Raw genomic sequence first — 12,843 nt, forward strand, 5'->3', positions numbered from 1 at the left:
CCAGATGTTGCTTGAGCTGGAATATGAGGTGCCTGAGCTGCCGCCATCACGAGCAAGCTCGCTCCCACAGGGTTCTCCAGCGCTCACACAAATTGCATTAACACCTGAATTCCTGTGGGAGCGAGCTTGCTCGCGATGGGGCCATAAGCCACAGCGAAAATCTCAGGGCTTGGCAAGCGCCGGCAAATCCCCGGTCAACCCCAGCGCTTCACGCACGAACAAGGCCTTGGCTTCCGGCATCTTCTCAACCATTTTCAATCCGGTATTACGCAACCAGCGCACCGGCAACGGATCGGCCTGGAACAAGCGCTCGAAGCCTTCCATCGCCGCCATCAGTGCCAGGTTGTGAGGCATGCGCCGACGCTCGTAACGACTGAGGACTTTCACATCTGCCAGACGTTCGCCACGTGTTACCGCTTGCAGCAACACTTCGGCCAGCACGGCGGCATCGAGGAATCCGAGATTCACCCCCTGCCCGGCCAACGGGTGAATGGTGTGGGCCGCGTCGCCGATCAACGCCAGGCCTTGCGCCACATAACGCTTGGCATGTCGCTGGCGCAGGGGCACACACAGGCGCGGGTCGGCGCTCAGTACTTCGCCGAGTCGACCTTCAAAGGCGCGCTCCAGCTCCTTGCAGAAACTCTGGTCATCCATCGCCATCAGGCGTTCGGCCTCGCCAGGTGTGGTCGACCAGACGATCGAACACCAATCCTGTTGGCCATCGCGCTCAAGGGGCAGAAACGCCAACGGACCGTTATCGGTGAAGCGCTGCCAGGCCGTCATCTGATGCGGTTTGGCGCAACGCACGCTGGTGACGATGGCATGGTGCAAATAATCCCATTCGCGGGTTGCGACCCCCGCCAGGCGCCGCACCGCCGAGTTGGCGCCATCCGCTGCGATCACCAGTGGAGCGCGCAGGGTGCGGCCATCGGCCAGGGTCAGCAGCCAGTCATCGCCGGAGTGGCGCATCTGTTCCAGTCGCGCATTGGCCAGCAACCCCAGGTCGCAGTCGTGCAGGCGGTCAAGCAAGGCATCCTGGACCACGCGGTTTTCGACGATATGCCCCAACACTTCGGCATGCACGCTGGCCGCCGAAAAATGGATTTGCCCGGTGCCGCTGCCATCCCAGACCTGCATGTCGGTGTAGGGGCTGCTGCGCCGCCCGGCGATGCCATCCCAGACACCCAGGCGTTCGAGAATCCGCTGGCTGGCGGCCGACAGGGCGCTCACCCGCGGTTCAAACGCGGCCTGAGCGTTGAAGGGTTTGACACTCATGGGGCTGCCGTCCAGCAGCAGGACTTCCAGCCCGCTGTTCTGCAACGCCAGCGCCAAGGCGCTGCCGACCATTCCGGCCCCGACAATCAGCAGATCTGCGCGCATTTCCATGCTTTAAGCCTGTCTCTCTTGCGGCTTGAGCCGCACGTAAAGGGTTTTCCCGACCCGCGCCACCAGGTGGCCGGCGTCGTCATGAATGTCGACCTGCAATTGCGGCAGGTATTTTTATCAATCGCGCCTTGCCGAACCGGCGGATCGACCCGTTACGCATCCGGTCGCGTACCCAGACCCATCGCCTGTCGGGCAAACCAGCGTTTGGCCGGTGGCAACAGATCGAGGCCGAGCAGTCCGATGTTGCGCCCCAGGGATACCAGCGGCTGAGTACTGCCGAACAGGCGCGTGACCTGATCGGAGAAGCCTACGGTGAGATTTTGATCCAGACGCTGACGCTCGCGATAAGCCTGCAACGTGGCGAAGTCGCCCAGCGGTTTGTCGCTGGCGAGCAGTGCTGCGGCCAAGGCATCGGCATCGCGCAGGGACAGGTTGAACCCCTGGCCGGCAATCGGATGCAGGCTGTGCGCCGCATTGCCGAGCACCGCCAGGTGCGGACGCACCTGTTCTTCGGCTTCGACCAGCGTCAGCGGATACAAGTGCCGTGCACCGACCTGCTTCAACGTGCCGAGGCGATAACCGAATACGCCCTGCAATTCACTGAGGAAACTGCGCTCATCAAGGGCCGCCAGGCGTTGCGCGTCCATGCCCAGGCGGGTCCAGACCAGTGCGCAGCGATTATCCGGAAGCGGCAGCAACGCCATCGGGCCTTCGTCGGTGAAACGCTCGAAAGCCATGCCGTTGTGGGCTTCGCTCGGGGTGATGTTGGCGATCAGCGCGCTCTGGTTGTACGGACGCTTGCGGATGCCGATCCCCAATTGCTCGCGCAGGCCGGAGCGGCCACCATCGGCGAGCACTGCGAGGTCGCATTCCAGGGTGGTTTCATCATTGAGGGTCAGGCGATAGCCATCGGTCAGCGGCTCCATGCGGGTGACTTCCGCCGGGCAGCGCCAACTGATCACGTCCTTGTCCAGGCCTTGCCACAGGCATTGGCCGAGCCAGGCGTTTTCAACGACATAACCCAGTGCTGGAACGCCCTCTTCCATCGCCGACAACCGCGCCGTCGAGAAACGCCCACGGTCGGAAACATGAATCTGCTTGATCGGTTCGGCGCGGCGGGAGACTTCCTGCCAGACGCCCAGCCGTTGATAAATTTGCCGGGAACCGAAGGACAACGCCGAAGAACGGGCGTCGTAACTCGGTTGATACGTGTCGCCGGGGGCGAACGGTTCGATCAGCACGATCTTCCAGCCCCGGGCCTTGGCTCCAGCTTGCAGGGCCAGCGCCAGACTCGCACCGACCAGCCCGCCACCGATGATTGCCAGATTGACTCGACTCATGCCGCTTGTGTCCGCGCGGCGGCCATCAGGGCCTCGATCTCGGCGACGGTTTTCGGCACGCCGTTCGTCAATATTTCACAGCCGGTTTTGGTGACCACTACGTCGTCCTCGATGCGCACGCCAATGCCGCGCCATTTCTTCGCCACGCTCTGGTTGTCCGCAGCGATATAGATCCCCGGCTCCACGGTCAGCGCCATGCCGACTTCCAGCACGCGCCATTCGCCGCCGACCTTGTATTCGCCGACGTCATGTACATCCAGGCCCAGCCAGTGACCGGCGCGGTGCATGTAAAACGCTTTGTAGGCTTCGCTGGCGATCAGTTCGCCAACATCGCCCTGAAGCAGCCCCAGCTTGACCAGCCCGGCCGTTATGACCCGGACCGTCGCTTCGTGAGCCTGGTTCCAGTGTTTGTTCGGGGCGATTTCGGCAAAGGCAGCCTCCTGTGAGGCCAGCACCAATTCGTAAATCGCTTTCTGTTCCGCTGAATACTTGCCGCTGACCGGAAAGGTCCGGGTGATGTCGCTGGCGTAACAATCGATCTCGCAACCGGCATCGATCAGCACCAGATCACCGTCCTTGAGCACCGCGTCATTCTGCTGGTAATGCAGGATGCAGCTGTTGCGCCCCGCCGCGACGATCGACCCGTAGGCCGGCATCTTCGCCCCGCCCTTGCGGAATTCGTAATCGAGCTCGGCTTCCAGGCTGAATTCGTGCAACCCGGCGCGACAGGCCTGCATTGCCCGTACGTGCGCCCGGGCGGAAATCCGCGCCGCCTCGCGCATCACTTTTACTTCTGCCGCCGATTTATACAGGCGCATGTCGTGCAGCAGATGATCCAGGGCAACGAATTCGTTCGGCGGCTGGGCACCAAGGTTGGCCTTGGAGCGGATCACGTTGATCCACTCCATCAGGTGGCGGTCGAATTCGGGATTGCTGCCCATGGCCGAATACACCCGGTCACGGCCTTCGATCAGGCCCGGCAGGATGTCGTCGATATCGGTGATGGGAAAGGCGTCGTCGGCGCCGAAGTCGCGAATCGCGCCTTCCTGCCCGGCACGCAGACCATCCCACAGCTCGCGCTCGGCGTTACGTTCGCGGCAGAACAGGATGTATTCGCCATGCACACGCCCCGGCATCAACACCAGCACGGCCTGGGGCTCGGGAAAACCGCTGAGGTACTGAAAGTCGCTGTCCTGACGGTAAACGTGCTCGACGTCGCGGTTACGAATGGCCACCGCGGCGGCGGGCAGGATGGCGATGCTGTTGGGTTCCATCTGCGCCATCAGGGCCTTGCGGCRACGGCTGTATTCCGATTTCGGGATGTGGATCATGGGCAGATGGCGTTCCCTGGCAAACGATTAGTGCAGAGACGGCTTGGCGGCGGCCGACACGTCTTTTTTGGTCTCGGAGAACAGCAGCAGCGGTGCGACGCGCAGGTATTCCATGACTTCCATGTAGTCGCTCTCGCCGTCTTCGGACTCTTCCAGGGCATCCTGCACCTGGGAAATGGCCGCGAGGTCCTGCAACACTTCGGTGGCCTCGGTGCTCAGCATGCTGCTGTCACGGCAATTCAGGCCGAAACCGCTGAGGAAGCCCTGGCACCACTGGCCCAGTGCGACGGCACGCTCGGTGAGCGGGGCGTCGTCGGTCGGCAACAGCAGAACGACGGTCACGTCATCGCCGGTGAGCTCGCCCTTGACCATCTCTTGCAGGCCGATCAGGGCGTTGCGAACGTTGTCCTGCGGCTCGCTTTCGAGCAGTTCGGCGGCGTCGATCAGCCAGCCTTCGGCGTCGAAACCGGCGCCGGCGCAGCTGCGACCGAGCAACAGGCCATGCAGTTCGGCAGGCGAGACGTTGTGACCGCTGGAAGTCAGCAGGGTGGCGAAGCCTTGGTACGGGGAATTCTGAATGGTCATGGGCAGCTAGGCGCCAGACGGCGCTATGTCTAGAATGAAGGCCTTGTATCCTACATCGACTACCCCTGTAGGAGCGAGCTTGCTCGCGATGAACCCGAGAACACCACGGGGTGTCAGGGACCCGGCGTTAACGTTGGCGACCATCGCGAGCAAGCTCGCTCCTACAAGTCCAACACCCATCAGACAGTGAAGACAATGGAAGACACCGACCTGCAAGCGCTGATGGCCAGACTCGAGCTGCTGATTACACGAGTCGAGCAACTTAAGAGTCAAAACGGACTCTTACTAGCTCAGGAAAAGACCTGGCGCGAGGAACGCGCGCACCTCATTGAAAAAAACGAAATCGCCCGGCGTAAGGTCGAATCGATGATTTCGCGCCTCAAGGCCCTGGAGCAAGACTCATGAGTTCAAGCAATAGCGTCACCGTGCAGATCCTCGACAAAGAGTATTCGATCATCTGCCCTCAGGAAGAGCGCAGTAATCTGGTCAGCGCTGCCCGTTATCTGGACGGCAAGATGCGCGAGATCCGCAGCAGCGGCAAAGTCATCGGCGCCGACCGTATCGCCGTGATGGCAGCGCTGAACATCACCCACGACCTGCTACACAAGGAAGAACGCCCGGATATCCAGGCCAGCGGTTCGACCCGCGAACAGGTGCGTGACCTGCTCGATCGTGTCGATCTGGTGCTCGCCACCGATCCGGACGTCACCAAGGGCTGATTCGCGCCGCCGCTTGCGGTATAATCCCCTCACTCCCTGGGGTGCTTGCCAGTTGGCGATGTCCCTGAGCCGATTTGCTATACCCTGGAGGTTGCACGTTGGGCTGGTGTGCATGTCCGCTAGACGGAAAGCCTTAAAGCCTACTGCATCTTCCACCTTGAACTTTCGGGTTCAAGGGCTAAGTCGACAGCGGCACATTCGGGGAGCCTGATTTCCAGTCCAATGCCGGTTTTGATACCGGCATTGGCGTTTTTACGGGTACGCTTCACGTATCCGCACTGTTGAAGCCCGAATACATGACCGAACCTGCGCTGCTCCCCCGCCCGCAACTTCGACGCATGCTGCGCAAGGCCCGCCGCGCACTGACCCCCAGCCAGCAGCGCCAGGCCGCTCGCGGGCTGTACAGGCAATTGGCCCAGCAACCGCTGTTCCGCCGCGCCAGACACATCTCGCTCTACTTGCCGACCGACGGTGAAATCGATCCACGCCTGTTGCTGCGTGCCGCACAGCGCCGGGGCAAGGCCACCTATCTGCCGGTCCTGAGCGCCTGGCCGCGAACCAAAATGGTGTTCCAGCGCATCCGACCCGGGGAAAAGCTCAAACCCAACCGCTTCCGCATTCTCGAACCACGGGCCAACCTCGCCCGGCAACGCAAGATCTGGGCGCTGGACCTGGTGTTGTTGCCCTTGGTGGGGTTTGACGATGTCGGCGGACGCTTGGGGATGGGCGGCGGTTTCTATGATCGGAGCCTGGCCTACCTGGCGCGACGAAACGACTGGCGCAAGCCGACGCTGTTGGGACTTGCCCATGAATGTCAGAAGGTGGGGCGATTGGCTCAGGCAAGCTGGGATGTGCCGCTACAAGGAACGGTGACGGACAAGGCCTGGTATTACGCAGGGTAGAGCGACGCCGAGGCAACAGGATCAGCGCTTGAAGGCTGTCGACTGTTGCTGCAATTGGGCGAGCTCGACTGGTGCATCGGTCTTGCTGGCCCACAGGCTTTGGGCATAGCCAGTGGTCACGACGCCAAGGCCAAACAAAATGACCAAAATCCATAGTAAATCCGGTTTGCGTTTCATCGATTACCCCCCAAAGGCATATCTACACGATGACAGCAGCGGTTTCCGTTTGTAGGCCGTGCAGCAGCGTCAAGCTTTAAAGGCCGGCATTTTGCGACAACGTGAACCGCTGCGCAAATGCTGACGTCAACCGACTGTCGGTTTGTCATAAAATTGCCGACAAGCTGCTCAATCACCACGCAAGGAGCAACAGACATGGCCTATTGGCTGATGAAATCCGAGCCCGACGAACTCTCGATCAAAGGACTGGAAAAGCTCGGTAAAGCGCGCTGGGACGGGGTTCGCAACTATCAGGCACGCAATTTCCTGCGGGCCATGGCGGTGGGGGACGAGTTCTTTTTCTATCATTCCAGCTGCCCTGAGCCTGGTATTGCCGGAATCGGCAAAATTATCGAAGCCGCGTATTCGGACCCGACGGCACTGGAGCCGCAGAGCCATTATTTTGACCCGAAGGCCACCCCGGACAAAAATGCCTGGAGCGCGATCGATGTCGCGCATGTCGAGACGTTTGTCCGGGTGTTGAAGCTGGATTACCTGAAGCAGCAGACGGCGCTGGCCGAGTTGCCGCTGGTGCAGAAAGGTTCGCGGCTGTCGGTGATGCCAGTAACCCCGGAGCAGTGGGCGGCGGTGATCGCTTTAAAACCTTGAGTCATTTATCGCCAAGACTGGCCTAATCGCGAGCAAGCTCGCTCCCACAGTGGATTTGTGTTGAAGCACAATCACATATCCATCACAGAACCCTGTGGGAGCGAGCTTGCTCGCGATGAGGCCGGCAGGAGCAGCGAAAAACTTACTGAATGATCAAGTTGTTGAACAACAAGTCCTCAACCACCGGCTTACCGGTTTCGTCGTTCATCACCTGCTGGGTCTGCTTCAACGCTTCCTGACGCAGCTTTTCCTTGGCCTCGACGTTGTTCATCGTCTCGGTAGTCTGCTGGGCGAACAGCGCGACCAATTGATTGCGGATCAAAGGCTCATTGGCCTTCACCGCTTTGGCCGCCTCGTCACCGGTCACCCGCAACGCCACATCGGCCTTGTAGACCTTCAGTTTCGGCGTGCCGTCCAGCCCGTAGTTACCCACGAACGGCGGGCTCAGGGTGATGTAACTGACCTTCGGAGCTGCATCCTCTTTGGCTTCTTCGGCCACCGCTGTCACAGGCAGAGACAGGGCCAGCATCAACATGATCCACGCTTTCAAAATTCGCTCCTTATCCGGTTTGCGGCCTAGCATAACGACCCGTCACGCCAGCACAAGCTTATGGCTGACTATCAGGGCCAGGCATGCTCGTTGACCCATCAACTCACACACCTACACTTATCGGCCATCACTCCCAAAGGAATAGCCCTGATGAAAGCCGTGCTGTGCAAAGCCTTCGGCCCTGCCGAATCGCTGGTGCTGGAAGACGTCGCCAGTCCTGTCGCGAAGAAGAATGAAATCCTGCTGGACGTGCACGCCGCCGGGGTCAACTTCCCCGACACGTTGATCATCGAGGGCAAATACCAATTCAAGCCGCCCTTCCCGTTCTCTCCGGGTGGCGAAGCGTCCGGTGTGGTCAGCGCCGTGGGCGAAAAGGTCAGCCACTTGAAAGTCGGTGACCGGGTCATGGCCCTGACCGGCTGGGGCAGCTTTGCCGAACAGGTCGTCGTGCCGGGCTACAACGTGTTGCCGATCCCGCCGTCCATGGACTTCAACACCGCCGCCGCCTTCAGCATGACCTACGGCACCTCGATGCACGCCCTCAAGCAGCGCGGCAACCTGCAACCTGGCGAAACCCTGCTGGTGCTTGGCGCCTCCGGCGGTGTCGGCCTGGCGGCGGTGGAAATCGGCAAAGCCATGGGCGCCCGGGTGATCGCCGCAGCCAGCAGCGCAGAGAAACTCGCCGTGGCCCAGGCCGCCGGCGCCGACGAACTGATCAACTACAGCGAAACCAGCCTGAAGGACGAAATCAAGCGCCTGACCGACGGCCAGGGCGCTGACGTGATCTACGATCCGGTAGGCGGCGACCTGTTCGACCAGGCCATCCGCGCCATCGCCTGGAACGGCCGCCTGCTGGTGGTCGGTTTTGCCAGTGGGCGCATTCCTGAGCTACCGGTGAACCTGGCCCTGCTCAAGGGCGCAGCAGTGCTCGGCGTGTTCTGGGGCTCGTTCGCCCAACGTCAGCCGCAAGACAACGCGGCGAACTTCCAGCAACTGTTCGGCTGGTTTGCCGAAGGCAAGTTGAAACCGCTGGTGTCGCGGGTTTATCCATTGAGCAATGCGGCGCAAGCCATCAATGATCTTGGCCAACGCAAGGCGGTCGGGAAGGTTGTTGTGCAGGTTCGCTGAGCGAGGCAAGCGATCTGAACTTCGAAAGACGTCATTCAGATCGCTTTTCATTGGCACGTAGATCAAAGCAACTGGCGAAGATCTTCAGGCAAAAAGCTCATGTGTTGCGAACCAGTCTCCAGTCAGGGCCGCGCGACATTCGCCTGGTCAGACTTCGATTTACAGCGCTTGAGCCGCGCCTCCAGATTCCGGTCTGGCATGGCGTGGCTGCGCAGGGCATGCGCGGTCTGCTCGACATAATCGCGAGTGGTTCCGTAGCGCCCGCAGGCGTTTTCGAACACATGGCTCAGAACATGGTCCGGCAAGTTGCCGGCATAACTGGGCAGGTGTCGCTCCAGCACAAAACCCAATGCCTGTACCTGGCTGCCATCTTCGAGACGGCAGTTGAGCCAGTGCGGGCGGTAGGAAGGGAATGGCATCTCGCGCTGCCAAAGTGCATAAAGCGATGCTTCGAGTTGCTCTTCGGGCAAGCGATAGGCGAAACCGCTGCAAGAACCGCCGCGATCCAGGCCAAACACCAGGCCGGGCATTTCCGGTGTGCCGCGATGTTCGTGGGACCACAGGTATAACCCGCGATGGTAGCCATGCACCCGGCCGCGAACCCGTTCAACCGCCGTGCATTCAGGTCGCCAGATCAGCGAACCATACGCAAACAGCCACACCGGCCCGCCCTTGTGGCGCGCCATGGTCGATTGCATCGAGCTGAGCAGTTGTTCGTGAGTGAGCTGCGGCCCCAGATCGAGCCGCGGAGGGTAAGCCAGATTCAAAAAAGCAGATTCAATGGCGCTCATGGCAACAGTTGTTCGGCCCCGCAAGCATTACAAAATGTAAACACTATTAATGTAATAGAACATATAGCAGTAAAGGTAAAACTAAAAGTGATAAAGGACGTTTACCTGACTGTCTATATACCCTAATGTCATTCTGCAAATATCTTAAATACCAGAATGAAATATGCATAAGCATTGAGTCCTTCCGGGAATAAAGCCGCCTGCCAGAAACGTCCTACTCCCCCTTCAGATTTGTCGCCTTCCGGCCTCCATCGGGCGTCGCGTATAACGGCCACACAGGCGCAAGCCAGACTGCCTTCACAGGGGGCCGCCGATGAAAAAACCATGGTTTTACGCAGTGCTGTCGATGGTCTTGGCGCCATTGGCGCTGGCACAGCATGCAAGCTCAAACGACACCGGTTCCTGGTATTTGCAGACCAGTGTTTATACGAAGCACTATTCGCCCGACCCCAGGCACAACAACAATCAGGATCTTATTGGTCTTGAACGTATCGATGCGTCCGATTGGCTGTTTGGCGCTGCCACTTTTCGCAATTCGTACAGTCAGCGCTCACATTATGTCTACGCGGGTAAACGCTACGAAAGCGCCTCCTATCCCGTGTATATCAAATTCACGGGCGGCCTGCTGGAAGGCTACCGTGGCAAACATAAGGACAAGATCCCCCTGAATCGCTTCGGGGTCGCACCGGCGATCATCCCCTCACTGGGCACACATTACGGTCCGGTGGCAGCCGAGCTGGTGTTGCTCGGCTTCAACGCCGCCATGGTGACCACTGGCGTGCGCTTCTGACCCCTCGCTGACCTACGAGCGTGGTGCGTAGGCAAAAACGTCGGCACGCATCTGATGCGCATCCATTCCCGCTTCCACCAGCGCATCCAGCGTGCCGTAGACCATGGCCGGAGAGCCGCTGGCGTACACGTGCAGCGGCTTGAGGTCAGGGAAGTCTTCACAGACCGCTTCATGCAACATGCCGCAACGCCCTTCCCAGTTGCATTGATCGCTGACGACCTTGTGCAGGAACAGATTGGGCAGCTTCAGCCATTCGTCCCAATGCTCGACTTGATAAAAGTCTTCTGGACGACGCACGCCCCAATACAGGTGCACCGGATGTTTGAAACCCGAGGCCCGGCAATGTTCGATCAGGCCATGGATCTGGCCCATGCCGGTGCCAGCGGCGATCAGCACGAGAGGACCGTCCGGCAACTCTTCCAGGTGGGTATCGCCAAACGGCAACTCGACCCGCACCATGCTGTTGCGCTGAAGCTGTTCGATCAGACCCAGCGCACTGGATTCGCGCGCCAGCACGTGGATTTCCAGGTCGCGTCCCGCATGCGGTGCCGAGGCGAGGGAGAAGGCGGACTTTTCGCCGTTCTCGCGTTCGATCATCAGGTACTGACCGGCGTGGTAGCGTGGCGGTTTACCGGCCGGAGCCCGCAGACGCACGCGCCAGGTGTCGCCGCCCACGTCCTTGCACTCAATGACCTGACACGACACGCTGCGCACCGGCAGTTCTCCCAAGGCGAGCACGCCATCCCACAGCACGATGCAGTCTTCCAGCGGCTCCGCTATGCAAGTGTAGAACTCGCCATGATCACGCACATTGCCGGCCTGCTCGACCCGCCCTTCCACCAGCAGCGCGGCGCACACGTGGCAATTGCCGTTGCGGCAGCTTTGCGGGCATTCGTAGCCCAGACGTCGTGCGCCATCGAGAATCCGCTCGCCGGGCAATATCTCAAGCACTGCTCCGGAGGGCTGCAAGGTTACACGCATCAATCTATTCCTAACTGATTCCAGATGGCATCGATCCGCTGGGTCACGGCATCGTCCTTGACGATGACCCTGCCCCACTCGCGGGTGGTTTCGCCCGGCCATTTATGTGTGGCATCGAGGCCCATTTTCGAACCCAGGCCGGACACCGGCGAAGCGAAGTCCAGGTAGTCGATCGGCGTGTTGTCGATCATCACCGTGTCGCGCTTGGGATCCATGCGCGTGGTGATGGCCCAGATCACGTCGTTCCAGTCCCGGGCGTTGATATCGTCGTCGGTGACGATAACGAACTTGGTGTACATGAACTGTCGCAAAAACGACCAGACACCCAGCATTACCCGCTTGGCGTGGCCCGGATACGACTTCTTCATGGTCACGATGGCCATGCGGTACGAGCAGCCTTCGGGCGGCAAGTAGAAATCGGTGATCTCCGGGAACTGCTTCTGCAGGATCGGCACGAACACTTCGTTCAGCGCAACGCCGAGAATCGCCGGTTCATCCGGTGGACGGCCGGTGTAGGTGCTGTGGTAGATCGGTTTGATCCGGTGGGTGATGCGCTCGACGGTGAATACCGGGAAGCTGTCGACTTCGTTGTAGTAACCGGTGTGGTCGCCGTACGGGCCTTCATCGGCCATTTCGCCCGGATGGATCACGCCTTCGAGGATGATTTCGGCGGTGGCCGGCACTTGCAGGTCATTGCCGCGGCATTTCACCAGCTCGGTGCGGTTGCCGCGCAACAGGCCGGCGAAAGCGTATTCGGAAAGGCTGTCGGGAACCGGAGTCACGGCACCAAGGATGGTCGCCGGGTCCGCGCCCAATGCCACGGATACCGGGAACGGCTGGCCGGGATGCTTCTCGCACCATTCGCGGTAATCCAGCGCGCCGCCACGATGGCTCAGCCAGCGCATGATGACCTTGTTGCGACCGATCACTTGCTGACGATAGATGCCGAGGTTCTGGCGATCCTTGTTCGGGCCTTTGGTGACGGTCAGGCCCCAGGTGATCAACGGGCCAACGTCGCCCGGCCAGCAGGTCTGCACCGGCAACATGGCCAGGTCGACGTCGTCGCCTTCGATGACCACTTCCTGGCACACCGCGTCCTTGACGACTTTCGGCGCCATCGAAATGATCTTGCGGAAGATCGGCAGCTTGGACCACGCATCCTTCAAGCCTTTCGGCGGCTCGGGTTCTTTGAGGAACGCCAGCAGCTTGCCGATTTCGCGCAGTTCGCTGACTGCCTCGGCGCCCATGCCCAATGCCACGCGCTCGGGGGTGCCGAACAGGTTGCCGAGCACGGGAATGTCATAACCGGTGGGTTTTTCGAAAAGCAGGGCCGGACCCTTGGCGCGCAAGGTGCGGTCGCAGACCTCGGTCATTTCCAGTACTGGGGACACCGGAACCTGGATGCGCTTGAGTTCACCGCGCTGTTCCAGGCCGCTGATAAAGTCGCGCAAGTCGCGATACTGCATGCGTGAGCCTCGTGTTGGCCGTGGCGTTCGGGGCAGGCAGTTTAGCGCC

The 12,843-nt window shown here is 60.5% G+C and carries 15 protein-coding genes, 1 other RNA gene and 1 pseudogene; 7 read left to right on the forward strand and 10 right to left on the reverse strand.

What is annotated here, in order from left to right:
- Positions 1-162: 162 nt before the first annotated feature.
- The 5 genes and pseudogenes from AC1DU9_RS05340 to AC1DU9_RS05360 all read right to left on the reverse strand — a co-directional run bounded on the left by AC1DU9_RS05340 (position 163) and on the right by AC1DU9_RS05360 (position 4,642).
- Positions 163-1,380, reverse strand: a complete 1,218-nt coding sequence (locus AC1DU9_RS05340) for a 2-octaprenyl-3-methyl-6-methoxy-1,4-benzoquinol hydroxylase (RefSeq protein ID WP_223457000.1) — start codon at positions 1,378-1,380, stop codon at positions 163-165.
- Between the two features lie 9 nt (positions 1,381-1,389).
- Positions 1,390-1,500, reverse strand: a pseudogene (locus AC1DU9_RS05345) (tetrameric acyl-CoA thioesterase); the annotation flags it as partial.
- A gap of 38 nt (positions 1,501-1,538) precedes the next feature.
- The gene (gene ubiH, locus AC1DU9_RS05350; protein WP_223456532.1) at positions 1,539-2,726 is read right to left on the reverse strand and encodes a 2-octaprenyl-6-methoxyphenyl hydroxylase; all 1,188 of its coding nucleotides are present in this window, start codon (positions 2,724-2,726) and stop codon (positions 1,539-1,541) included.
- Positions 2,723-4,057 carry a Xaa-Pro aminopeptidase gene (gene pepP, locus AC1DU9_RS05355; RefSeq protein ID WP_477809881.1) on the reverse strand — a complete coding sequence of 445 codons (1,335 nt, stop codon included), beginning with the start codon at positions 4,055-4,057 and terminating at the stop codon, positions 2,723-2,725. The genes ubiH and pepP overlap by 4 nt, the downstream gene beginning before the upstream one ends.
- A 27-nt stretch (positions 4,058-4,084) precedes the next feature.
- The gene (locus AC1DU9_RS05360; protein ID WP_223456527.1) at positions 4,085-4,642 is read right to left on the reverse strand and encodes a YecA/YgfB family protein; all 558 of its coding nucleotides are present in this window, start codon (positions 4,640-4,642) and stop codon (positions 4,085-4,087) included.
- A 195-nt stretch (positions 4,643-4,837) separates the two neighbouring features.
- On the opposite strand from AC1DU9_RS05360, the gene AC1DU9_RS05365 reads away from it, so the two are divergent.
- The 4 genes from AC1DU9_RS05365 to AC1DU9_RS05380 all read left to right on the forward strand — a co-directional run bounded on the left by AC1DU9_RS05365 (position 4,838) and on the right by AC1DU9_RS05380 (position 6,263).
- Entirely contained in the window at positions 4,838-5,047 is a 210-nt protein-coding gene (locus AC1DU9_RS05365; RefSeq protein ID WP_007982902.1) for a TIGR02449 family protein, read from the forward strand.
- A complete protein-coding gene (locus AC1DU9_RS05370; protein WP_008055229.1) occupies positions 5,044-5,361 on the forward strand; it encodes a cell division protein ZapA in 318 nt (105 codons plus the stop codon). The genes AC1DU9_RS05365 and AC1DU9_RS05370 overlap by 4 nt, the downstream gene beginning before the upstream one ends.
- Positions 5,362-5,391: 30 nt before the next feature.
- Positions 5,392-5,570: non-coding RNA, 6S RNA (gene ssrS / locus AC1DU9_RS05375), on the forward strand.
- Positions 5,571-5,657: 87 nt separating this feature from the next.
- The gene (locus AC1DU9_RS05380) at positions 5,658-6,263 is read left to right on the forward strand and encodes a 5-formyltetrahydrofolate cyclo-ligase (RefSeq protein WP_223456525.1); all 606 of its coding nucleotides are present in this window, start codon (positions 5,658-5,660) and stop codon (positions 6,261-6,263) included.
- A gap of 21 nt (positions 6,264-6,284) precedes the next feature.
- Here AC1DU9_RS05380 and AC1DU9_RS05385 read toward each other — a convergent pair whose 3' ends face one another.
- Positions 6,285-6,440, reverse strand: a complete 156-nt coding sequence (locus tag AC1DU9_RS05385) for a hypothetical protein (protein ID WP_007978897.1) — start codon at positions 6,438-6,440, stop codon at positions 6,285-6,287.
- A gap of 195 nt (positions 6,441-6,635) precedes the next feature.
- On the opposite strand from AC1DU9_RS05385, the gene AC1DU9_RS05390 reads away from it, so the two are divergent.
- Positions 6,636-7,088 carry an EVE domain-containing protein gene (locus AC1DU9_RS05390; protein WP_223456523.1) on the forward strand — a complete coding sequence of 151 codons (453 nt, stop codon included), beginning with the start codon at positions 6,636-6,638 and terminating at the stop codon, positions 7,086-7,088.
- Positions 7,089-7,230: 142 nt separating this feature from the next.
- On the opposite strand, the gene AC1DU9_RS05395 is transcribed toward AC1DU9_RS05390, so the two are convergent.
- Positions 7,231-7,638 carry a flagellar basal body-associated protein FliL gene (locus tag AC1DU9_RS05395; RefSeq protein WP_223456521.1) on the reverse strand — a complete coding sequence of 136 codons (408 nt, stop codon included), beginning with the start codon at positions 7,636-7,638 and terminating at the stop codon, positions 7,231-7,233.
- Between the two features lie 150 nt (positions 7,639-7,788).
- Between AC1DU9_RS05395 and AC1DU9_RS05400 the strand changes: the two genes are divergently transcribed.
- On the forward strand, positions 7,789-8,766 hold the full coding sequence (locus tag AC1DU9_RS05400) for an NADPH:quinone oxidoreductase family protein (protein ID WP_223456519.1): 978 nt from the start codon (positions 7,789-7,791) through the stop codon (positions 8,764-8,766).
- A gap of 122 nt (positions 8,767-8,888) precedes the next feature.
- Here the strand turns inward: AC1DU9_RS05400 and AC1DU9_RS05405 are convergent, their stop codons facing one another.
- Positions 8,889-9,557, reverse strand: coding sequence for a gamma-glutamylcyclotransferase (locus AC1DU9_RS05405; RefSeq protein WP_223456517.1), 669 nt, complete (start codon positions 9,555-9,557; stop codon positions 8,889-8,891).
- A gap of 313 nt (positions 9,558-9,870) precedes the next feature.
- On the opposite strand from AC1DU9_RS05405, the gene AC1DU9_RS05410 reads away from it, so the two are divergent.
- Complete coding sequence (locus tag AC1DU9_RS05410) at positions 9,871-10,347, forward strand: sn-glycerol-3-phosphate transporter (RefSeq protein ID WP_223456514.1); 477 nt, start codon at positions 9,871-9,873, stop codon at positions 10,345-10,347.
- A 12-nt stretch (positions 10,348-10,359) separates the two neighbouring features.
- On the opposite strand, the gene AC1DU9_RS05415 is transcribed toward AC1DU9_RS05410, so the two are convergent.
- Positions 10,360-11,328 carry a CDP-6-deoxy-delta-3,4-glucoseen reductase gene (locus tag AC1DU9_RS05415; protein WP_223456512.1) on the reverse strand — a complete coding sequence of 323 codons (969 nt, stop codon included), beginning with the start codon at positions 11,326-11,328 and terminating at the stop codon, positions 10,360-10,362.
- Complete coding sequence (gene ubiD / locus AC1DU9_RS05420) at positions 11,328-12,794, reverse strand: 4-hydroxy-3-polyprenylbenzoate decarboxylase (protein ID WP_108217171.1); 1,467 nt, start codon at positions 12,792-12,794, stop codon at positions 11,328-11,330. Before ubiD ends, AC1DU9_RS05415 begins: the two co-directional genes overlap by 1 nt.
- Between the last annotated feature and the right edge of the window lie 49 nt (positions 12,795-12,843).

This window comes from Pseudomonas sp. P4_C1 (assembly GCF_056402155.1).